Here is a 22248-nt window from a genome sequence, read left to right as displayed (position 1 = left end):
GGGGATGTCGACTTTGCGACAGGCCGTTCAAAGGAACTCGACGCGATTGCGGCCGTTTTCCTTGGCCCGGTAAAGCAGTTCGTCGGTCCGCCGGAACAGCAGCTTGACCGCACCGGACGCCGGCGTCATGCAGATGGTACCGACCGAAATCGTCACAACGCCGTAACCGGCGTTTTGCACATGCGGAATCTGCATGCCGGCCACTGCTTCGATCAGCCCGAGCGCGATACCGGCATGAACGCCATGCGGCGCGTCCGGGATGATCACCGAAAACTCCTCGCCGCCGTAGCGGGCGACGAAGGCGCCGGGGGCCGTCTGGTCGGCGTTGACGGCGTCGACCTCCTTCTGCAGGCACTCGGCGACCCGCCGCAGGCACTCGTCGCCGGCCGGGTGGCCGTAGTGATCGTTGTACTTCTTGAAATTATCGACGTCGATCATCAGCAGGCTGAACGGCTTGCCCTGATGTTCGGCGATTTCCCACAACGTATCGACCCGCAGGTCCATCGCCCGGCGATTGAGCAGACCGGTCAGCGCATCGCAATTGGCCTGTTCCTGCAGCTTGCCATTGGCCAGCGCCAGCCGCGTACGCAAGCGGGCGATACGCGACATCGCCTTCATCTTGGCCTGCAGCACGCTCTCCGGCACGGTCTTGGAGATGAAGTCGTCGCCGCCGGCCTCGATGGCGGTCACCAGATTGGTATCGGTATCGGTCGCGGTGACGAAGATGATCGGCGTCCAGGCCCAGGGCTCATGCCCTTCCAGCGCACGGATGCGGGTAGTGGTCTCGAAACCGTTCATGCCGGGCATTTCGATGTCCATCAGCACCAGATCGAAATGCTCCTTCTGGAACAGTTCGATCGCCGTCGGGCCGTCGATGGCGTGGCGCACCTCGTGGCCGAAAGATTCGAGGCGTGCCGTGGTCACCATGGCAATGGCCCGGGAATCGTCGACCAGCAATATCTTCATGGGAATCGGGACCTGACGGAAAGGCAACAGCCGCTAGGATACCCTGCACACCGGGCAAGGTGTAGTACTTAGGTACTATCGGCGGACGAATCTTTGTCGACAATCACAATGTCGACAGTGCGACATCGACCACGCCGCCGATCACCAGGAACTCGTCTTCGCCCTGCAGCACGCCGGGCAGAAGGCCGCAGTGGAAGAAAATCTTGGTCAGCGGCACGTCGACCGCAAGAATGTAGTCGCCGAATTCGCAAGCCCGCTCGCGGCTGCAGGTGAACGAGCCGAGGTTGTTGAGCAGGAGGGTGTAACGGCCGGCACCGTGATCGGCGAGGATTTCGTGATCGGCCACCCGGTTGACCCCGCGATACAGCGTGACGTGGCGGGCGGCCGGATGGCGGCGGGCCAGTTCGTACTGACAGAAGGTGTACACCAGATCGAATTGCGCTTCCAGCGCATTGGTGCCGTACAACCCCTGGCAGCGCATCTCCATGTAGCGGGCGTAGGCTTCGTCGCCGGGATCGCGGATCGGCTGGCCATGCCAGCGCGGGATCAAGCCGAAACGGGACTCGACCCAGGCTTTCAGGACGGCCCCTTCGCGGCTGTCCGAATCGAAGCTCCAGCCACGGATCATCCGCACATAGTTGGCCTTTGCCCGGGCCTTGCCGCCACCGGTGTAACCCATTTCCTCCAGCCACTCGAGCTGGAACCGGACCGTCATGTAATCGCGGAAGACTTCGTCGTGCCTGTCCTCCGGCGCGATCGACAGACGCCGGAACAGATCGTGATGCAGTTCGGCGACGCCATCCAGCAGCAGCGGCGACGGATGCCGCTGGAAGGTCAGGCTACCGAGCACGACGGCGGGCAGATTGCAGCGATTGATCGGCAGGCGGGCGTCGCGCGGCAGGGAGGCTTTGTCGCCACCCCTACAAAGCGTAGGGCTTTTGTCGTGAGTGTCGGATGTCAGCGCATCCGGCAAAACCGGGCTATCGGGATATTTCATTGTTGATTCAGTCGCTTACTGACTGCCAGTCGACCTGGCACGGTCCGTGCAGAAGGTGAGGTGCGACTCTCACTGATTCCTCGCAAATCGACTGACAGACTAAGGAGATTACACCATGGCAAAACTGCGTCAATGCGCCATCTACGGCAAGGGTGGTATCGGCAAGTCCACCACCACTCAAAACCTGGTGGCCGCCCTCGCCGAAGCCGGCAAGAAGGTCATGATCGTTGGCTGCGACCCGAAGGCCGACTCGACCCGCCTGATCCTGCACAGCAAGGCTCAGACCACCGTTATGCACCTGGCTGCCGAAGCCGGCTCCGTTGAAGACCTCGAACTCGAAGACGTCCTGTCCGTCGGTTTCGGTGGCGTCAAGTGCGTTGAATCCGGTGGCCCGGAACCTGGCGTTGGCTGTGCCGGCCGCGGCGTCATCACCGCCATCAACTTCCTGGAAGAAGAAGGCGCCTACGACGACGAACTCGACTTCGTTTTCTACGACGTGCTGGGTGACGTCGTGTGCGGTGGCTTCGCCATGCCGATCCGCGAAAACAAGGCTCAGGAAATCTACATCGTTTGCTCCGGCGAAATGATGGCCATGTACGCGGCCAACAACATCGCCAAGGGCATCGTGAAGTACGCCAACTCCGGCGGCGTCCGTCTGGGCGGCCTGATCTGCAACTCCCGCAACACCGACCGCGAAGACGAGCTGATCATGGCTCTCGCCGCTGCCATGGGTACGCAGATGATCCACTTCGTGCCGCGCGACAACGCCGTGCAACACGCCGAAATCCGCCGCATGACCGTGATCGAATACGATCCGAAGCACAAGCAGGCCGACCAATACCGTCAGCTGGCCATGAAGGTCCTGAACAACACCAAGCTGGTCATCCCGACCCCGATCGAGATGGAACAGCTCGAAGACCTGCTGATGGAATTCGGTGTCATGGAACAGGAAGACGAGTCGATCGTCGGCAAGACCGCCGCCGACCTGGCCGCCTAAGCACTACCCGCAGGAAGGTGGGAGCTTGGGCTCCCGCCAATTTCAACCAGTACGTCGGTCACAGATTGGTGGCGACGTCAGGAGGAAAACATGACGACTCTGTCTCGCGAAGAAACCGAAGCCCTCATCGCCGAGGTGCTTGAGGTTTATCCGGAAAAGGCTCAAAAGGATCGCAAGAAGCATCTTGCGGTCAACGATCAATCCGTCGAACAATCCAAGAAGTGCATCACTTCCAACCGCAAGTCCCTGCCGGGCGTGATGACCATCCGTGGTTGCGCCTACGCCGGTTCCAAGGGCGTGGTCTGGGGTCCGATCAAGGACATGATCCACATCTCCCACGGCCCCGTCGGCTGCGGTCAGTACTCGCGCGCCGGCCGTCGTAACTACTACGTCGGCACGACCGGTATCAACTCCTTCGGCACGATGAACTTCACCTCGGATTTCCAGGAAAAGGACATCGTCTTCGGCGGCGACAAGAAGCTCGCCAAGCTGATCGAGGAAGTCGAACAACTGTTCCCGCTGCACAACGGCATCTCCGTGCAATCCGAATGCCCGATCGGTCTGATCGGTGACGACATCGAGTCCGTCTCCAAGAAGGGCTCCGCCGCCATCGGCAAGCCGATCATCCCGGTTCGCTGCGAAGGCTTCCGCGGTGTTTCGCAGTCCCTCGGCCACCACATCGCCAACGATGCGATCCGCGACTGGGTCCTCGACAAGCGCGACGGCCAGGCTTACGACAGCACCCCGTACGACGTCGCGATCATCGGCGACTACAACATCGGCGGTGACGCCTGGGCCACCCGCATCCTCCTCGAAGAGATGGGTCTGCGCGTCGTCGCCCAGTGGTCCGGCGACGGCACCCTGGCGGAAATGATGAACACGCCGAAGGTCAAGCTGAACCTGCTGCACTGCTACCGTTCGATGAACTACATCTCGCGTCACATGGAAGAGAAGTACGGTATTCCCTGGATGGAATACAACTTCTTCGGCCCGACGAAGATCGTCGAATCCTGCCGCAAGATCGCCGCCTTCTTCGACGATTCCGTCAAGGAAAAGACCGAAGCCATGATCGCCCGCTACCAGCCGATCATGGATGCCGTGATCGCCAAGTACAAGCCGCGTCTGCAAGGCAAGAAGGTCATGCTCTACGTCGGCGGTCTGCGCCCGCGTCACGTGATCGGCGCCTACGAAGACCTCGGCATGGAAGTCATCGGCACCGGCTACGAATTCGCCCACAACGACGACTACGACCGCACGATCAAGGAAATGGGTGATGCCACCCTGCTCTACGACGACGTCACCGGCTTCGAACTGGAAGAATTCGTCAAGCGCCTGAAGCCCGACATGGTCGGCTCCGGCATCAAGGAAAAGTACATCTTCCAGAAGATGGGCATTCCGCTGCGTCAGATGCACTCCTGGGACTACTCGGGTCCGTACCACGGTTACGACGGTTTCGCGATCTTCGCCCGTGACATGGACATCGCCCTGTCCAACCCGACCTTCAAGAACCTCGTCCCGCCCTGGAAAAAGGTCGAAGCCGAGGAAGTCAAGAAGGCCGCCTAAGCACCAGGAAATTGGAACCGGCCGGCGACGGCAGATGATTGCGGACTGCGTGTCCTTCATCTGCCCGGCCGACCGGGACCGAATCGACAACCTTTCGCCGGGTGCCGCAAATGGGCGGACCGGGCAAGGAGCTAGCAATGCAAACCGCAGACAAGATCAAGCCGTGTTATCCGTTGTTCCGCGACGAGGACTACAAGAAGAACCTCGCCGAAAAGCGTGACCTGTTCGAAGAAGGCCATGCCGCCGACAAGGTCAAGGAAACCTTCCTGTGGTCTACGACCAAGGAATACCAGGACCTCAACTTCCAGCGCGAAGCCCTGACCGTCGATCCGGCCAAGGCCTGTCAGCCGCTCGGCGCCGTGCTCTGCGCCACCGGCTTCCACAAGACCCTGCCCTACGTGCATGGCTCGCAAGGTTGTGTCGCCTACTTCCGCACCTACTTCAACCGTCACTTCAAGGAACCGTGCTCCTGCGTTTCCGACTCGATGACCGAAGACGCCGCGGTGTTCGGCGGCCAGAAGAACATGTTCGACGGCCTGGCCAACGCCAAGGCGCTGTACAAGCCGGACATCATCGCCGTGTCGACCACCTGCATGGCCGAAGTCATCGGCGACGACCTCAACGCGTTCATCAACAACGCCAAGAAGGAAGGTCACATCGAGCAGGAATACCCGGTTCCCTTCGCCCACACCCCGTCCTTCGTCGGTTCGCACACGACCGGCTGGGACAACATGGAAGAAGGCATCCTCAAGTACTTCACGCTGAACGACATGGAAGGCAAGAAGCCGGGTTCCAAGGTGTCGATCAACCTGGTCCCGGGTTTCGAAACCTACCTCGGCAACTACCGCGTGATGAAGCGCATGCTGACCGAAATGGGCGTCGATTACACCATGCTGTCCGACCCGACCGATGCCTTCGACACGCCGGCCGACGGTGAATACCGCATGTACTCGGGCGGCACCACGATCGACCAGATCAAGGATGCACCGAACGCCATCACCACGCTCCTGCTGCAACCCTTCCAGCTGGAAAAGACGAAGAAGTACGTCGAGAACACCTGGAACCACGACGTGCCCAAGCTGAACATCCCGATGGGCGTGGAATGGACCGACGAGCTGCTGATGAAGGTCGCCGAACTGACCGGCAAGCCGATCCCGGCCTCCCTGGAACTGGAACGCGGCCGCTGCATGGACCTGATCTCCGACAGCCACGCCTGGCTGCACGGCAAGAAGTTCGCCCTGTACGGCGATCCGGACTTCGTCATGGGCATGGTCAAGATCCTGCTGGAAGTCGGCGCCGAGCCGACCCACATCCTGGCTCACAACGGCAACAAGCGTTGGGCCAAGGCCGTGCAGAAGGTGCTCGACGCCAGCCCCTTCGGCGTCAATGGCAAGGTGTATGCCGGTAACGACCTCTGGCACATGCGCTCCCTGTGCTTCACGGACAAGCCGGACTTCCTGATCGGCAACTCCTACGGCAAGTACATCCAGCGCGACACCAAGTACAAGGGCGACGAATTCGAAGTGCCGCTGATCCGCATCGGCTTCCCGATCTTCGACCGTCACCACATGCACCGTGCCACCACGCTGGGCTACGAAGGCATGATGTCCGTGGTCACCCAACTGACGAACGCCGTCCTTGAGCAACTCGACAAGGAAACGATCGGCATGGGCACCACCGACTACAACTTCGACCTGGTCCGCTAAGCCGGTTCCAACGGTACCCCGACAACCCGCCCGGGTTGCGGGGTACCGCCGCGTAAGCGACTTGCCAAATACACAGGGAGCATAAAATGGCCAACATCATGATCCGCCAGGGCGACAAGGGTCTCGTCTTCTATCTGCCGAAACGCGACTTGGAAGCTTCCATCGAGTCCATCGAATTCGACAGCCCGGAAAAATGGGGCGGCGAACTCAAGCTGGACAACGGCGGTGCCTACTACATCGACCCGATGGCCAAGCCGGAACGGCTGCCCATTTCCCTGCGTGCCAAGCGTCTCGGCGCTGCCGAAGACTGAGAGTCCGTTGAACCAGCCCGCCCAGCCAAAGCTTTACAGCCAGGTCAAGGCGGTTTGAAAGGAGAAGCATCATGGCAATGAAGATTGATTCCGATATGTGCACCGCCTGCGGTGACTGCAAACCGGTCTGCCCGACCGGCGCAATCAGCTCCGGCAAGATCTTCTACAAGATCGACGGCGGCACCTGCACCGAATGCGACGGCCACGCCGATTCGCCGCTGTGCGTCGACGCCTGTCCGTCCGGCTGCATCAGCCCGGCCTGAGTCTTGAGCCGAGCGTCGCCGGGAATCAACTTTCCGGCGGCGCTCCACTGAAGACCCTCTCAGGAGCCCATCATGTCGCCCTCACCCGTCGCCTCCCGTGAAGCCGCCCTGCGCATCGCACTGGCCGCCCGCACCCTGAACGGTCTCGATGTCCGTGCCCTGGTCGGCGCCCTGCTCGAAAAGCTCGAAGCTCCGCTCACCGAGAGCAAGCTGGCAAGCCTGACCGTCGAGGACCTGCGCAGCATCCTGGCCGGCGACTTCGCCGAACAGGGCTGCCATGTCGGCGTCGAAGGCGAGCAGCTCAAGGAAGCCGTCCGCCTGCTCTGGGGACAGGGCATCGACAACCATGACTTTCCTGCGGTCGACGCCTATGCCGAAGGAGAAATGCCGGGCTCGATCCGCGTTGCCGTCGCCGCCAACCGCGGCCAGAATCTCGACGGACACTTCGGTTCGTGCGACCGTTTCCTGATCTATCAGGTCGGCCAGGAAGCGATCAAGCTGATCGACATCCGCAGCACGGCCGAAGCCGATGCCGCGGAAGACAAAAATGCTGCCCGCTCGGCACTGATCGGCGATTGTCAGATCGTCTACGTCCAGTCGATCGGCGGCCCGGCCGCCGCCAAGGTGGTGCGTGCCGGCGTCCACCCGGTCAAGAAGCCGGGCGGTGGCCAGGCGCGTGAAGTGCTGGCCGAGCTGCAAGGCCGGCTGACGAACCCGCCGCCCTGGCTGGCCCAGATCATGGGTGTCCCTGCCGCTTCCCTGGCCCGTTTCGAGGAAGGCCTGGCCGCCGAGGAGGAATCCGCATGAGCCCGGAACTGCTCGAACGCATCGCCGGCGCGGCGCGCAGCGAACCGAATCTGGCCGCCTTGCGGGCCGCTTTTCCGGAGCAGCATTTCACCGAGTGCAGCGAAGACGATGTGTCGCCCCGCTACCGCCCGGCCTGCGAACTGGAAGCACACGCCATCTATCTGGTGACCGGCGCCAGCGGTCACTGCCTCGAACTGACCAACGATGTCGGCATGGCAACCGGCATCCTGCTGGCCAGCAAGGTCGATGACGATTGAACAGAAAACCGCCGAAACCGGCGTCGGCAAACAGGGCCTCTGTTCGGGCTGCAACTACAATCCCGACTACCTGAACAGCCGCCGCTGCATGCCCGGCGACGCTTGCATCCGCGCCCACAGCGGTCGGCAGATCGATCGTTTCCTGCGCCAGAACCGCGATGAAGCGGTGCATTTCCTCGACGACATTTTCTGGGAGCGACGGGCAATCGCCGCCCGCTATTCTCCGGTCGACACCATTTTTCGACTGAAATCCGACCCCGACGAAGTGGTCCGCCGCGTCGTCGTCACCCGGCTGCCGGTCGAACAGCTCGAGGGGATGATCGGCGATCCGGATCGCGAAGTCCGCTTGTCGGTCGCCTCCCGCCTGCCCGAAGGTCTGCTGATACGCCTCGTCGATGACCCCGATTACCTGATCCGTGCCACCGTCGCCCGCCGCCTGCCGCATGGCCTGCTGTCCAGACTGGCCCGCGACGACGAACGCGAGGTACGCAAGGTGGTCGCCTCGCGGCTGCCGCCGTTCGCCCTGCACCTGCTGGCCAGGGACAGCGAACCGGAAGTGCGTGCCATCGTCGCCGAACGCGCCTTGCCCGGCCTGGCCGCCAGCCTTCTGCAGGATCAGGAATGGTGGGTGCGCCTGGCCGCTGTCGCCAACGCGCCGGTCGATTATCTGCCCATGCTCGCCGACGACCCCGAACCCGAAGTGCGCGATGCCGTGAAGCAGCGGCTCGCCGATTCACAAGCCGCCTGACACCATAGGAACGACTCATGAAAACCGCCCAGGCCTGGACCGAATACTGCAAATCCCTGGCCCCCGCCATCGTCGAAACCTGCAGCCACACCCCGGTCAGCGCCGGCCCCGGCGCACTGGTCAAGGGACTCGGCAGTGCGCTGCCGGAATGGAAATTCCGCCACGCGCTGGCACGAGGTGGCTGGTATCGCCTCGGCGGCATTGTGGACGGTGACGGGCAACGCATCAGCGACAGCGTCGAACAATGGATCGAACAGGAACTCGATGCCCGTGACGGCGATATTGCCCAGTTGATCGACGATCATGCCGATCGTGCGCTGTACGCCACCCGCCTGGTCGGCCAGACGCATTACCTGGTCGCTGCGGTGGGCGACGGTGCCGACGATTTCCTGCAGCTTGAAATCGAGGACCTGCAGGAAATGCGCGCCCACCGGCTGTTCGCCAACGAGCCGGCGACGATCGAGGAACTGGTCGACCCGCGGATCGGCCAGGCCGCGCTGCAGCCGATCGGCCTGCCGGTTTACACCTTCCGTCGCCTGCAGCACGTCGGTGCTTTCCTGGCGCGCATGCTGACCCAGAAACCCGAACCGGCGGCGATTCACCGGATGATCGAAGACTGGTCGAAATCGAGTGCCGGTTCGGCTTCCGACTACACCAATCACTGGGTCATCTCGACCCGCGAACATCTCGATCGCTATCACCAGCCGGTCTTCCGCGCCCAGCCGATCGCCACGCTGGCCGGCGAGCCGCCCGAATTCGAGGCCGAAGCCGGAAACAGCGGCCTCAAGCTGCACGAAGCCCTGCAACATTTCGACCGTCACGCCGGCTATCCGATGGCCTGGTACTTCCACATGCTGGGCAGCAAGGCGGTACCGCACTGGGTTGCCCAGACCGTTGTCGAGGACGCGCTGGCCGGCTTTGCCTACCTGCCGCAGAAGGATGTCGACGTCGTGCGCGGCTGGCTGCACCGCCCCTACGCGATCTGATCAGGGAATGAAGGGCATTTTCAGATCGGCGGTGTGACGGGCATCACCGCGGATGTGCAGGCAGAGTTCGCGAAACACCTGGCCGGCCCGGCCGGCGTGGCGCGATGCATGACTGACGATGTAAAAGCTGCGCCTGAGATCGAAAGCCGGTGTCGGCAATTCGACCAGACTGCCCCGTCTCAACGCTTCGCGCAGCGCCAGCCGGGACAGACAACCGATGCCCAGCCCCGACTCCACCGCCCGCTTGATCGCCTCGGTATGTTCCAGTTCCAAGCGCAACCGGAAACCGGCGAGATGAGCGCCGATCGAGCGGTCGAACTGGCGACGCGTTCCCGAGCCCCGTTCGCGCAGGATCCACGGCTGATTATCGAGATCGGCGGCGTCGACCGCAGCCTTGCCGGCGAGCGGATGCGTCGGCGCACAAAACACGACCAGTTCGTCTTCCATCCAGGGTTCCGCCGCCAGATCCGGATGACTGACTTCGCCTTCGACCAGCGCCAGATCGCATTCGAAAGCCAGCAGGCGGTCGAGCACCGTCTGGGTATTGGCGACCTGGAGATGAACGACGGCATCGGGATGCTGGGTCATGTATTCGGCGATCAGCAGCGTCCCCAGATAATTGCCGATGGTCAGCGTCGCACCGACCGTGATCGGTGCCAGTCCGTCGCCGCCAAGATAGGCTTCGACGGCTTCCGCCTGCGCCAGCAGGTTTTCCACCTGCGGCAACACCCCGCGCCCCAGCGCATTGAGATGCAGGCTCTTGCCGATCCGGTCGAACAAGGCTTGCCCGATCTGCCGCTCCAGCTCAACCAGCGCATTGCTCGCCGCCGACTGGGACATGGCGAGCTGCGCTGCGGCACGCGAAACGTTCTGCAGGCGAGCCACTGCCGAGAAAATCGCCAGTTGGCGCAAGGTAAATTTCATATTCAAAAAACAGATAATAGATACAAATATTATCCGCTTTTATATATTTTCCGGCGCGCTACACTCAGGGAAAATTTTCCCGGAGCAATCGCCATGAGCGCCTTCAATCACGAAACCGTTCTGTCCGTTCATCACTGGAACGACAGCCTGTTCACCTTCCGCACCACCCGCGATCAGTCCCTGCGCTTCATCAACGGGCAATTCGTGATGATCGGCCTCGAAGTCGAGGGACGACCGCTGATGCGCGCCTACAGCGTGGCCAGCGCCAATTACGAGGAACATCTCGAATTCTTCAGCATCAAGGTGCAGGACGGTCCGCTGACCTCGCGCCTGCAACACCTGAAAGCCGGCGACAAGCTGCTGGTCAGCCGCAAGCCGACCGGCACCCTGGTCCTGCGCGACCTGAAACCGGGCAAGCGCCTGTTCCTGTTCGCCACCGGCACCGGCCTGGCCCCCTTCATGAGCCTGATCCACGATCCCGAGACCTACGAGAAGTTCGAGAAGATCATCCTCATCCACGGCGTACGCTGGACCAACGAGCTGGCCTATCACGACTACATCGAGCACGATCTGAAGGAACACGAATACCTCGGCGAGGAAATCCGTGAAAAGCTGATCTACTACCCGACCGTGACCCGCGAGCCCTTCCGCAACGAAGGCCGGCAGACCGACCTGATCCTCTCCGGCAAACTGTTCGAGGATATTGGCGAGGCGCCGCTCGACCCGGCCACCGACCGCGGCATGATCTGCGGCAGCCCGGCCATGCTCAAGGAAATCTCGGCAATGCTCGACAATTTCGGTTTCCGGATTTCGCCGCACATCGGCGAACAGGGCGACTACGTCATCGAACGCGCCTTCGTCGAGCAGTAGGCACCGGCTTGTCGCTTTCGCGACATCCATCAAAACCGGATAAACCTTCATAAACATGAAGTTATAAAAAAACTTCGCGTGGCATCGATCTTGCTGACCTGATAGTCAGACAACGCGGGAGATGCCCATGAAAGCCAGCGAAATCCAGGCCCTGCTCGACGAACCGGCTTGCGACCACAACAAGAAGGAAAAGTCCGGCTGTGCCAAGCCGAAACCGGGCGCCACGGCCGGCGGCTGTTCCTTCGACGGCGCCCAGATCGCACTGCTGCCGATCGCCGATGTCGCCCACATCGTGCATGGGCCGATTGCCTGCGCCGGATCGTCCTGGGACAACCGCGGCACGCGCTCGAGCGGCGTCACGCTGTACCGCATCGGCATGACCACCGACCTGTCGGAAACCGACGTGGTCATGGGCCGCGGCGAAAAGCGGCTGTTTCACGCCATCAAGCAGGCCGTCGACAGCTACTCGCCGGCCGCCGTCTTCGTCTACAACACTTGCGTCACCGCGCTGATCGGCGACGACGTCGACGCCGTCTGCAAGGCGGCCGCCGAGCGCGTCGGCGTGCCAGTGGTGCCGGTCGATGCGGCCGGTTTCTACGGCACCAAGAACCTCGGCAACCGGCTCGCCGGCGAAGCCATGTTCAAGCACGTCATCGGCACCCGCGAACCGGCCCCGGCCAAGCCGCGCGCCGACGGCCTGCCGACCTACGACATCAACCTGATCGGCGAATACAACATCGCCGGCGAGTTCTGGCACGTCGCGCCGCTGTTCGACGAACTGGGCCTGCGCATCCTGTGCACGCTATCCGGCGATTCCCGCTTCCATGAAGTACAGACCATGCACCGGGCCAAGGTGAACATGGTGGTCTGCGCCAAGGCCCTGCTCAACGTCGCCCGCAAGATGCAGGAAAACTACGGCATCCCTTATTTCGAAGGCAGCTTTTATGGCGTCCAGGACGTGTCGACCGCACTGCGCGACTTCGCGCGGCTGATCGGCGATCCCGACCTGAGCGCCCGTACCGAGGCGCTGATCGCCCGTGAGGAAGCCAAGGCGCACGCCGCCCTCGAACCCTGGCGTGCCCGCTTGAAAGACAAGCGCGTGCTGCTCTACACCGGCGGCGTCAAATCCTGGTCCATCGTTTCCGCCCTCCAGGATCTGGGCATGAAGGTCGTCGCCACCGGCACCAAGAAGTCCACCGAAGAGGACAAAGCGCGCATCCGCGAACTGATGGGCGAGGACACCAAGATGATCGACGACGGCAGTCCGAAGGCACTGCTGTCGACCTATCACGAGTACAAGGCCGACATCCTGATCGCCGGCGGGCGCAACCTGTACACCGCACTGAAAGCCCGCATCCCCTTCCTCGACATCAATCAGGAACGCGAATTCGGCTATGCCGGCTATGCCGGCATGAGCGAGCTGGCCCGCCAGCTGGCGCTGTCGATGGAAAGCCCGGTGTGGCAGGCCGTCCGCCGACCGGCGCCGTGGGCGCGTCAGAATGCGGCAGGAACGGTGCTTGCGGCCTGACGCGATTTAACAAAAACCTACACGCCATCACGATCCGGGCACAGACCGACAGCCGGCAAAAGCGCTAAGATTTCACCCGCACCCTCCGGGAGAAAGACATGTCCTCGCAACTCTTGCTGATTCAGGCGATCCGTAGCGGAAAGCTGGCCGAAGTCCGCGCCGCGCTCGACGCCGGAGCACCGATCGAACAGGCCGACGATCAGGGCGATCCCGGCCTGCCGATGGGCATGGCCTGCTTTCTGGGTTACGTGGACATCGTTCGCGAACTCGTCCAGCGCGGCGCCAGGATCAATCTGGCCGACAATCGCGCTTCGATCTCGCCCTTGTCGATGGCGATACGCGGCAAACGGGTCGAAGTCGTGCGCACGCTGCTCGAACTGGGTGCCGAACTGCCGGCCGGCATGGCCACCGGCCTGACCGACAACGAAGTCCTGATCGCCCAGTGGAAAGCCCGGCGCGACGGATGCTCGGCCGCACCGGTGCTCGACCCGGCCGACCTCGACCACATCGAGGAAATCGACATGACCAAGTGCGTCGGCACCGACACCACGGTGCTGGAAGCCGACGCCCTGCGCATCGCCTCGCAGATGCGCTGATTCAGCTGCGCAGACTCTGCGCCATGCTGGCCACCGACAACAACGTCAGCATCGGTGCCCCCCGCGCTTCCGAGACCTTGACCAGCGAGGCGAGCACCGGCGTCACGCCGACATAGATGCTGGAAACGTCCGCGATGGCATCGAGCGGCACTTCCGGAATCTCGCCCAGCGCATCGACCAGGATGCCGAAACAGGCGCCATCCTCGCCGCGGATCACCACCACCTGCCCCCGGACGCCCTCTTCGGGCGGCGCCGGCAGGCCGAGTGCCGCGTGCAGATTGTACAGCGGCAGGGTTTCGCCGCGATGCAGGAAAGCACCATAAACCTGCGGCGGGGCATTGGGCAGGCGAGCCGCGCTGATCAGTTCGACCGCCTCGACCACGACGTCGATCGGCAAACCCAGCCAGTAGCCGCCAAGGTGGAAGGTAGCGATTTCCTGGCTGGCCTTGCCGGCTTCGACCGCCGCCCGCTGCCGCCCGACTTCCGCATTCTCCGCCGGCAGCACCGCCAGCGGATCGAATGCGCCGAGCGGCATGAACACCAGTGCCGTCACTTCGTTGCGATAACTGTCGTCGACTCCCTTGTACTCGCGATAGCCGGTCGACCGCCGGGCACCGACGGCCATCACCTGGCCGGCGAATTCGATCAGCGTAGCGTGTCCCTCGGCCGGCGGGGCAAGCAATTCGGACGGCAGATCGACATGCTGACCGGGCTGCCAGTCCGCCGTGGACGACGACACGACATTGCCGGCGGGATCGACGAACAGCGCAAAGCTGCCGGCCACCGTTTCGCCGGACGTCTCGTGCGGCAGCGCGTCGGCCAGCATGGCGGCGAATTGCGGCGCGCTGTCGAAGACGATGGCAATGCCGCCGACCACTTCATGCGCTTCGGGCGCGCGCAAGGCGGCCAGGTAGGCATAGGTCGGCCGGCCGGCGTACAGCGGCGTCGGCGCAAACGGCGTGACCGCGTAACGCTGGCTGTCGTCGAGTTTCAGGCAAGCCTCGACCCACGGTTCGCCGAGGACATGCCCGACCAGTTCGCCGTGCGCCGGATTGGACACCGCGACAACGACGCCCGCCGTATCGAAGACCAGCAGGTTGTCATACACGGTGTACAGGCCGTTGATGTAACCGAGCACCCGCTCCAGCCCTTCGCGCCGCGCGCTGCCGGAAGCCGTGGCCATCAGCCGGCGCATCGTCGGGTCGAGCGCCCACCAGCGGCAGTCGTTGGCGCGCTCGTAGAGGTTGCGGTCCATGATGTCGATGGCCAGCGACGCAAAATGGCGGCAATCGGCGAGCAGCGACGAGAGTACCGTCGTCTGCAGATTGCCGATCGAACGGGCGAACACCTCGCGCATGCGCATCGCCGTACGGCTGATTTCCCACAGCAGGATTTTCGAGAATGCCGGATTGCTCGCCGTACTCGCCGCGCTGCTGTGGCGGACGGTGCCGTTCCATACCGAGCGGTTGAGGTCGCGCTGGATGGCATCGGCCTTGCGCGGAATCGCCCGCAGGCTTTCCGGAAAGGCCCGGCCGGCCAGTACCGACGGCAACAATCGTTCGGGCACGCCCCCACGCGCTTCTTCCTCCTGGAATTCGAAAGCCTGGGCCAGCGGCAGCATCACCAGTCCGCGCCAGCCGGGCCCGAAATATCCCTGATAGCCCTTGGTCGGACAGGCGACGGCCAGATAGCTGCGTCCGGCAAAACGGATGCGCTGAACGCCGCCGCGCGGAATGTCGATTTCCGCTCCCAGCGGCACCTGCCAGCGGTCGCTGCAGGCGATCACCTGCCCGTTGCAGTCGAGCAAGGCCAGCACGCCGGGATCGCCGGCCTGTGACAGGCTGCGGAAGATGCGCTGCATTTCGTCGGCAAAACGAAAACTCAGCGCCAGCACGCCGATCGTCTCGCCGCTGCTCGACGCAATCCGGTAGGCATAGATCAGCGCCGGCGGACGCCCCGGAAACAACTGGCTGCGCCCGTAACGTTCGACATAGCCCTGGCGTGTGGTCAACGCCTCGCGCACCCAGCTTTCGCCGATGGCGCTGACCTGCGCGTCATCCTGCAGGCGAACCAGGACTTCGCCCCCCGACGACAGCAGCACGATGTCCTCGTACACCGAGTACTTGGCGACGTATTCGCGGAAGCGCTGCTGCAACCGCAAGGGATCGGCCGGCCGCAGCGCAAAGCTGCGGATATCGTCGTCGGTCGCCAGAAAACCGATGTCCGCCGTCCGTTCGAACAGGTTGCGGATCAGGATGTCGATGACCATCTGCGCCTTGGCATCCATTTCCTGACAGCGTTTGGCCAGCGTCCTTTCGGCCAGGCTGTTCAGCAGGTCGCCGGTCAGCGCCGAGAACGCCTCGCGCGTGCTGCCCATTTCGGCCGTCGTCCCGGACAACTGCCCGAGCAGGTTCAGGTTGTCCCAGACCGCCTGCAGCGCCTGCAGCGATTCGCGGTAATCCTCGACCATCGCCATGTGCGGGAGCAAGGGACGGACCGTATCGTCCACCTCGATACCTTTGTAGTTCGCCATTGGTTGTCTCTCTGAGCGTTGCTTTCCTTTATCCAGCAAGCCGCGTGCCTGTCGGCCGGTGGCGCCGCGGCGTCCTCCAGACCACGGGCATGCCCGCCGGCTGTGCTCTGGCTGCGGTCGACGCACCAGTACAGTGCATTTTGCCGACCAGAAGCCAACGGCATCCGGGTCGTGGATTTTGCCGTCCTGTCATGCGCCTGAAATACAAGCGCAACAAAATGAGAGGCTTGAAGCCTATACTTGAGAAATCGCTTCCGGAGCGCCCCGATGAGCCTGACCGCCCACCATCCCCATTTTCCTGCCGAAAACTACCTGAACCGCGAGCTCGGTCTGCTTGCGTTCAACCGCCGCGTGCTGGCCCAGGCGCAGGATGAACGCGTGCCGCTGCTCGAACGGCTGCGCTTTCTGTGCATCGTTTCCAGCAACCTCGACGAATTCTTTGAAATCCGTGTCTCCGGCCTCAAGGAGCAGATCCGCGCCAAGACCTCGGTGGCCACCATCGACGGCAAGACCGCGCAGGAAACCTTCCGGCTGGTCTCTGCCGAAACACACGCGATGGTCACCGAGCAGTACCAGCACCTGAACGAGGTGATCCTGCCGGCGCTCGCCGAACAGGGCATCCGTTTCCTGCGCCGGTCGACCTGGAACGACGCGCAGCGCGAATGGATCCGCAACTACTTCCTGCGCGAGATGGTGCCGGTGCTGACGCCGATCGGGCTCGACCCGTCGCACCCCTTCCCGCGCGTGCTCAACAAGAGCCTGAATTTCGCCGTCGAACTGGAAGGCAAGGACGCCTTCGGCCGCAGTTCCAACATCGCCATCGTCCAGGCCCCGCGCGTGCTGCCGCGCGTCATCCAGCTGCCCGAGGAACTGGCCGGCTGTGCCTACGGCTTCGTCTTCCTGTCGTCGATCCTGCACGAATTCGTCGGCGAGCTGTTCATGGGCATGAGCGTGCTCGGCTGCTACCAGTTCCGCGCCACCCGCAACTCCGACCTGTTCGTCGACGAAGAAGAAGTCACCAACCTGCGCACCAAGCTGCAGGGCGAACTGCCGCAACGCCATTTCGGCAACGCCGTGCGCCTCGAAGTGGCCGACAACTGCTCGCCGGCGATCACCGAATTCCTGCTCTCGCAATTCGGCCTGCAGCCGGTCGATCTGTACCGCGTCAACGGCCCGGTCAACCTGGTCCGCCTGATGCAGGTGCCGGACTGGGTCGACCGCCCGGACATGAAATTCCGCCCCTTCGTGCCGGGCACCCCGAAGGGCCTGAGCAAGGGCGCCAGCATCTTCGACAGCATCCGCAAGGGCGACATCCTGCTGCACCACCCCTACCAGTCGTTCGCCCCGGTCATCGAACTGCTCAGCCAGGCGGCGACCGACCCCAGCGTGGTGGCGATCAAGATGACCGTGTACCGCACCGGCACCGACTCGGTGCTGATGGAATCGCTGATCCGCGCCGCCCAGAACGGCAAGGAAGTCACCGTCGTCGTCGAACTGATGGCGCGCTTCGACGAGGAAGCCAACATCAGCTGGGCAACCAAGCTCGAACAGGTCGGCGCCCATGTCGTCTACGGCGTCGTCGGCTACAAGGTGCACGCCAAGGCGCTGCTCATCGTCCGCCGCGAAGAAGCCGGCCTGAAGCGCTACGCCCACCTCGGCACCGGCAACTACCACCCGCGCACCGCCCGCCTCTACTCCGACTTCGGCCTGCTCACCGCCAACGAGGAAATCACCCACGACGTCTCCGAAGTCTTCAAGCAGCTCACCGGCCTGGGCAAGGCCCGCACGCTGAAGCACCTGTGGCAGGCGCCGTTCACGCTGCAGCCCAACGTCGTCGAAGCGATCCGCGCCGAAGCCGAAGCGGCGCGCAGCGGCCAGAAGGCACGCATCGTCGCCAAGATGAACTCGCTGGTCGAACGCGAAGTGATCCAGGCGCTCTACGAAGCCTCGCAGGCCGGCGTCGACATCGAACTGATCGTGCGCGGCGTGTGCATGCTGCGGCCGGGCGTGCCGGGGCTGTCGGAGAACATCCGCGTTCGCTCGATCATCGGCCGTTTCCTCGAACACCACCGGGTGATGTACTTCCATGCCGGCGGCAAGGAAAACGTCTATCTGTCGTCAGCCGACTGGATGGACCGCAACTTCTTCAAGCGCATCGAACTGGCCTTCCCGGTCCTCGATCCCCGACTGAAGAAACGGGTGATCACCGAAGGCCTCAAGTTCTACCTGGCCGACAACCAGCAGGGCTGGGACATGAACAGCCACGGCGTCTACCAGCGCCGCCGCTCGCCGCGCAGCAAACCGCACAGCGCCCAGGGCGAACTGATGGTGGCGCTCGGCGGCTGATCCGCAACAGCACCGACAAACAGGGGAAGCCAGCCGGCTTCCCCTTTTTCCTGCCATTTTCACGGTCGACCGTCAGAACAGACGAAAAACCGCGACAGCAGGAGAAGCCAGCAGGATGACAGACGGGAATGCCGCTGGCACAATCCGGACATCACTGGCCCGCCCCCTGCCTGACTGCCATGCATTCCCGAGAATATTCCAGGAAACCTTCGAGCAGCCTGTTTTGGCAAGGCTGCCGGAGCGTTGCGCCATTCAGGATATACGGTGGGCTGCCAGCCTATATGGCAATAGTGCCGTCTACTTTTAGTTAGGGAATTTATGCCATTGGCACGAATTGCAATTGGTTTAGTTCTCCCCCTTGGGCCTATCGCGATATTTCTGTTCGTTTCCGCATTTCCAGGCATTTTCAGTAGTAACACCATCCTTATGTGGCACTACTTGTCTGCATTTGGCCTTGTTCTCACTGGCCCCATCGGCTTTATTCTCGTAGTCACCGGAGTGATTGAGCTAATCAAATCGCCACAAAGAAACGCACATGACAATCAGACATCTCAATCCTAACAACCAGCTCAAGGCGCAGCCTTCGGCTGCTGGGACGTCCCGAAAGCGGGCCGCCCCTTACCTTGCACGTTGGGCGTCTAATGATGCGTAGGATTATCGTCGCCGCGCTAGTGGTTGCATTCTCGTGCCCGCTGATGTTCGGTCTCGGATTGGTACTCTCAGAATTTATGCCTAGCTGCCAATGGGCTGCAAGTGCTCCGGCAGGAGGGTGTTTGCTTTTCGGTATCGACTTAAACTGGCTAATAACAGCTTCAACTATCGCGTTCGTTGGTTCATTTTTCTCTATTCCTCTCGGCCTTGCTATCGTAATCATTGGTCGCGCTCAAAGTAGGATAGAACATGCCGGCCAATAGCTTTTACTTCCAGCCAGTACATGTAACGCCCAACAATACGCTCCAGCCAACCGTCAAAAAGCTACACTTTTTGCCATCGGCTGAGCTTCCACATTAGAAGGCGTCTTATGCCATCCCATTCTTGGCTGTGCCCGTCCTGTAACGAAGAAAACCCTCCATTTATAGAGGTATGTCGGTCTTGTGAAGAACCTGCACCACCGAATACCCCACGCGCTCGCACTAATCCAAAAATCATTAATTATTTGGTCATTGCCCTTTGCTTGGCACCATTTGTTCTATTCGTTTTCATTGGCTTCTTAACTCGCAGTTCTCACTAACCAACATGAATCCCCTTCTAACATCACGCTCCAGCGGACCGTCGGCCAGCTACGCTGTCTGCCGTCGGCTGAGCTTTCACGTTAGGCCCCAGATATGCTGCCTCAGGCGCCCTTCGCTGTTAGCGACACCAACGAACTCAATGCCCTCTTTCGCGCGTTGATTCAGGCCAAGTTTCAGCCCGCCATTCCGGATCGCGATCTTTCCGGCAGTCCATTTGTTGTTGCCATGATTGAACGCATATTTGAGGCAGTGCGAAATGAAGCAATCGCCTCCGGAAACGAAACGATGGTATCGAACTGCGATAGATGGAAACGTGCAGAGGAAAACCCAATTCTTGTTGCGGCTGTGCGCGAAAGAATTAGGGAGTGCCCGCAACGCGTCTGGTCAAAATGGTCTCGCGAAGAGCGCACCCATTTCGTCCAACAACTTCTCAGCCCTCTGCACGCGGAGGAGCCACTGATCAAAGAGCTTCTAAATGAAACTCCTGGAGCCTAACACTACAATCCACCGGACCTCCGGCAAGCTGCGCTTGCCTGCGTCCAGTGATTTTCAACGTTAGAGCGCATGAATATCGCTACTCTTCGCAAGAAAGCTCAAGGAGGGCTGCTAGAGGTCGAGGACCTACTACAGGCCGCAATTGAAAAGCAGCCTGGCCTATCGGGAGAACTGGTTCGCTTGGCGACGGTGTATGGTTGGCAAACGCAGGGGCTTCAGTCCAACGGCACACGGGTAGTCCCTCTCGCGAAGTGGGCCGCAGTCGCGAGTGCATATGCAGATAGTGGATTCGATGGTCTTCGAGCACAGGTTCAAGAGCCACAAGACATTCCGTTCGTTTTAGGTTTGGCTGAAGAAATCAAGTCCTCCGATGCAGTAGCCTTCGTTTTAGAAATATCCGCTCAGTACCTTAGAGGTGAAGCCTCTGAAGAGCTTGCTGTCCGGATCGCGTCCGCGTTTAATCTATTGCTTTCCTTCAAACAAGCCGCTCCCGTCTCTGCCGCCCAAACCGCAGCAATTCAAAATTTCTTGATTGGTGTGTATCCCGATCTTCGAGCTGAAGCCAAGCGGGCCACATGCCTACTGGCGCTTCGGGGCGTTGGAGATCGGAGTGCAATTCAGTTTGTTGAGGCTGCGGCTGATTTCAAAGAGCCGTGGAGTGATACAAAATCCGTTGTGTTGCGCGCCATTCGAAAACGGCTCAAGGCACATGCGCTCTAACAGTTCCGTCGAGAGGGACCGCCCACAAGCTGCGCTTGTGGGTGCCCTTCGCGGCTTCGCCGCTACAGCGGCCCCTCACGTCAAACGTTCAAACTGTAAAAAAACTCTTCCCCCCGGATTTCAAAAAAAATGGCGCGAGGTTTCCCCGCGCCATTTTTCATTTTCCTGCCGTTCTCACGGTCGACCGCAAAATCCGGCAATTTTCCAAAGGCTCAGGCCAGGCTGGCCATGTCGATGACGAAGCGGTACTTGACGTCGCTTTTCAGCATTCGCTCGTAGGCGTCGTTGATCTGGTCCATGCGGATCATCTCGATGTCGGAGACGATGCCGCGCTCGGCGCAGAAGTCGAGCATTTCCTGGGTTTCGCGGATGCCGCCGATGAGCGAGCCGGCGAGCTGGCGGCGGCCCATGATCAGGCTGCCGACCGAGGGCGACGGGTGCGGTTCGGCGGGGATGCCGACCAGCGTCATCGTGCCGTCGCGGCGGAGCAGGCGCAGGTAGTTGTCGAGCTTGTGCGGCGCGGCGACGGTGTTGAGGATGAAGTCGAGGCTGCCGGCGAGCCGGGCCATCTGCTCGCGGTCGGTCGAGATGCAGACTTCGTCGGCGCCCAGGCGCAGGCCGTCGGCAACCTTGCCGGCCGAGGTGGTGAACAACGTCACCCGCGCGCCCATCGCCTTGGCGATCTTGACGCCCATGTGGCCGAGGCCGCCGAGGCCGACGATGCCGACGCGGCTGCCCGGCCCGACCCGCCAGTGGCGCAGCGGCGAGTAGGTGGTGACGCCGGCGCAGAGCAGCGGTGCGACCGCGGCGAGGTCCTTTTCCGGATGCCGGATGTGCAGCGCGAAGGCGGCGCGGACGACGATGGCCTGCGCGTAGCCGCCGTAGGTGTTGCCGCCGTCCGGGCGCGCCGGCCCGTTGTAGGTGCCGGTGAAGCCTTCGCCGCAGTACTGCTCCTCGCCTTCGGCGCAGGCCGGGCAATGGCCGCAGCTGTCGACCATGCAGCCGACGCCGGCGAGGTCGCCGGGCTTGAAGGCGCTGACCGCGCTGCCGACGGCGCGCACGCGGCCGACGATCTCGTGGCCGGGGACGCAGGGATAGAGGGTGTTGCGCCATTCGTTGCGGGCGGTGTGCAGGTCGGAATGGCAGACCCCGCAGTAGAGGATGTCGAGCGCGATGTCGTCGGCGCCGAGCGGGCGCGTTTCGAAGGCGAAGGGGGCCAGCGGGCTGCTGGCGTCCTGGGCGGCGTAGGCCTTGGCGAGAGTCATGCTTTGCTCCTGTGCTCGGGATGGGTCGCGGACATCTTAATGCCGTCCGGCCTTCTGCAACACCCTGTCACGCAATCGCCGGGCGAGCTGCGGTAAGATCGGCGACTCGTCTCTTGCCGCTCCGCACCGACCCGCCCG

The 22248-nt window shown here is 62.2% G+C and carries 19 protein-coding genes and 1 pseudogene; 15 read left to right on the top strand and 5 right to left on the bottom strand.

The genetic code is table 11. From position 1 onward, the window contains the following. Window positions 1-27: 27 nt before the first annotated feature. Together L0962_RS10530 and L0962_RS10525 are read right to left on the bottom strand one after the other, a co-directional pair. Complete coding sequence (locus L0962_RS10530) at window positions 28-966, bottom strand: diguanylate cyclase (protein WP_234086386.1); 939 nt, start codon at window positions 964-966, stop codon at window positions 28-30. A gap of 103 nt (window positions 967-1069) precedes the next feature. Beyond that, the gene (locus L0962_RS10525; protein ID WP_234086385.1) at window positions 1070-1963 is read right to left on the bottom strand and encodes an NAD(+)--dinitrogen-reductase ADP-D-ribosyltransferase; all 894 of its coding nucleotides are present in this window, start codon (window positions 1961-1963) and stop codon (window positions 1070-1072) included. Between the two features lie 115 nt (window positions 1964-2078). Between L0962_RS10525 and nifH the strand changes: the two genes are divergently transcribed. The 9 genes and pseudogenes from nifH (at window position 2079) to L0962_RS10480 (ending at window position 9601) form a co-directional block, all read left to right on the top strand. Continuing rightward, complete coding sequence (gene nifH, locus L0962_RS10520) at window positions 2079-2960, top strand: nitrogenase iron protein (RefSeq protein WP_234086384.1); 882 nt, start codon at window positions 2079-2081, stop codon at window positions 2958-2960. 90 nt (window positions 2961-3050) lie between these two features. Further along, complete coding sequence (gene nifD, locus L0962_RS10515; protein ID WP_234086383.1) at window positions 3051-4523, top strand: nitrogenase molybdenum-iron protein alpha chain; 1473 nt, start codon at window positions 3051-3053, stop codon at window positions 4521-4523. A gap of 137 nt (window positions 4524-4660) precedes the next feature. Then, complete coding sequence (gene nifK / locus L0962_RS10510) at window positions 4661-6229, top strand: nitrogenase molybdenum-iron protein subunit beta (protein ID WP_234086382.1); 1569 nt, start codon at window positions 4661-4663, stop codon at window positions 6227-6229. A gap of 86 nt (window positions 6230-6315) precedes the next feature. Beyond that, window positions 6316-6540 carry a putative nitrogen fixation protein NifT gene (gene nifT, locus L0962_RS10505; protein WP_234086381.1) on the top strand — a complete coding sequence of 75 codons (225 nt, stop codon included), beginning with the start codon at window positions 6316-6318 and terminating at the stop codon, window positions 6538-6540. A 59-nt stretch (window positions 6541-6599) separates the two neighbouring features. After that, a pseudogene (locus tag L0962_RS10500) lies at window positions 6600-6803 on the top strand (DUF362 domain-containing protein); the annotation flags it as partial. A 72-nt stretch (window positions 6804-6875) separates the two neighbouring features. Next, window positions 6876-7610, top strand: coding sequence for a dinitrogenase iron-molybdenum cofactor biosynthesis protein (locus tag L0962_RS10495; RefSeq protein ID WP_234086379.1), 735 nt, complete (start codon window positions 6876-6878; stop codon window positions 7608-7610). Next, window positions 7607-7867, top strand: a complete 261-nt coding sequence (locus tag L0962_RS10490; RefSeq protein WP_234086378.1) for a DUF6129 family protein — start codon at window positions 7607-7609, stop codon at window positions 7865-7867. Before L0962_RS10495 ends, L0962_RS10490 begins: the two co-directional genes overlap by 4 nt. Then, window positions 7857-8615, top strand: coding sequence for a 4Fe4S-binding leucine-rich repeat protein (locus tag L0962_RS10485; RefSeq protein WP_234086377.1), 759 nt, complete (start codon window positions 7857-7859; stop codon window positions 8613-8615). The genes L0962_RS10490 and L0962_RS10485 overlap by 11 nt, the downstream gene beginning before the upstream one ends. Window positions 8616-8632: 17 nt before the next feature. Continuing rightward, window positions 8633-9601, top strand: coding sequence for a hypothetical protein (locus L0962_RS10480; RefSeq protein WP_234086376.1), 969 nt, complete (start codon window positions 8633-8635; stop codon window positions 9599-9601). On the opposite strand, the gene L0962_RS10475 is transcribed toward L0962_RS10480, so the two are convergent. Continuing rightward, window positions 9602-10525, bottom strand: coding sequence for a LysR family transcriptional regulator (locus L0962_RS10475; protein WP_234086375.1), 924 nt, complete (start codon window positions 10523-10525; stop codon window positions 9602-9604). A 93-nt stretch (window positions 10526-10618) separates the two neighbouring features. Here L0962_RS10475 and L0962_RS10470 point away from each other — a divergent pair, with 93 nt between their 5' ends. The 3 genes from L0962_RS10470 to L0962_RS10460 all read left to right on the top strand — a co-directional run bounded on the left by L0962_RS10470 (window position 10619) and on the right by L0962_RS10460 (window position 13519). Continuing rightward, window positions 10619-11395, top strand: a complete 777-nt coding sequence (locus L0962_RS10470) for a ferredoxin--NADP reductase (RefSeq protein WP_234086372.1) — start codon at window positions 10619-10621, stop codon at window positions 11393-11395. Window positions 11396-11522: 127 nt separating this feature from the next. Next, entirely contained in the window at window positions 11523-12923 is a 1401-nt protein-coding gene (nifE, locus tag L0962_RS10465; RefSeq protein WP_234086371.1) for a nitrogenase iron-molybdenum cofactor biosynthesis protein NifE, read from the top strand. Between the two features lie 98 nt (window positions 12924-13021). Next, window positions 13022-13519, top strand: a complete 498-nt coding sequence (locus L0962_RS10460; RefSeq protein WP_234086369.1) for an ankyrin repeat domain-containing protein — start codon at window positions 13022-13024, stop codon at window positions 13517-13519. Window position 13520: 1 nt separating this feature from the next. On the opposite strand, the gene L0962_RS10455 is transcribed toward L0962_RS10460, so the two are convergent. Continuing rightward, a complete protein-coding gene (locus L0962_RS10455; RefSeq protein ID WP_234086368.1) occupies window positions 13521-16052 on the bottom strand; it encodes a chemotaxis protein CheW in 2532 nt (843 codons plus the stop codon). Between the two features lie 267 nt (window positions 16053-16319). On the opposite strand from L0962_RS10455, the gene ppk1 reads away from it, so the two are divergent. The 3 genes from ppk1 to L0962_RS10440 all read left to right on the top strand — a co-directional run bounded on the left by ppk1 (window position 16320) and on the right by L0962_RS10440 (window position 20845). Next, entirely contained in the window at window positions 16320-18398 is a 2079-nt protein-coding gene (ppk1, locus tag L0962_RS10450) for a polyphosphate kinase 1 (protein WP_234086367.1), read from the top strand. A gap of 1325 nt (window positions 18399-19723) precedes the next feature. Next, entirely contained in the window at window positions 19724-20125 is a 402-nt protein-coding gene (locus tag L0962_RS10445; protein WP_234086366.1) for a hypothetical protein, read from the top strand. Window positions 20126-20194: 69 nt separating this feature from the next. Beyond that, window positions 20195-20845: a hypothetical protein gene (locus L0962_RS10440; protein WP_234086365.1), complete on the top strand. Its 651-nt coding sequence runs from the start codon at window positions 20195-20197 to the stop codon at window positions 20843-20845. Window positions 20846-21057: 212 nt separating this feature from the next. Here L0962_RS10440 and L0962_RS10435 read toward each other — a convergent pair whose 3' ends face one another. Continuing rightward, complete coding sequence (locus tag L0962_RS10435; RefSeq protein ID WP_234086364.1) at window positions 21058-22110, bottom strand: NAD(P)-dependent alcohol dehydrogenase; 1053 nt, start codon at window positions 22108-22110, stop codon at window positions 21058-21060. Window positions 22111-22248 lie beyond the last annotated feature (138 nt).

The organism is Azonexus sp. R2A61 (assembly GCF_021401135.1).
GTDB lineage: Bacteria > Pseudomonadota > Gammaproteobacteria > Burkholderiales > Rhodocyclaceae > Azonexus.
Note: the sequence above shows the minus strand (reverse complement) of the source record. Positions and strands in the feature narration are given on the sequence as shown.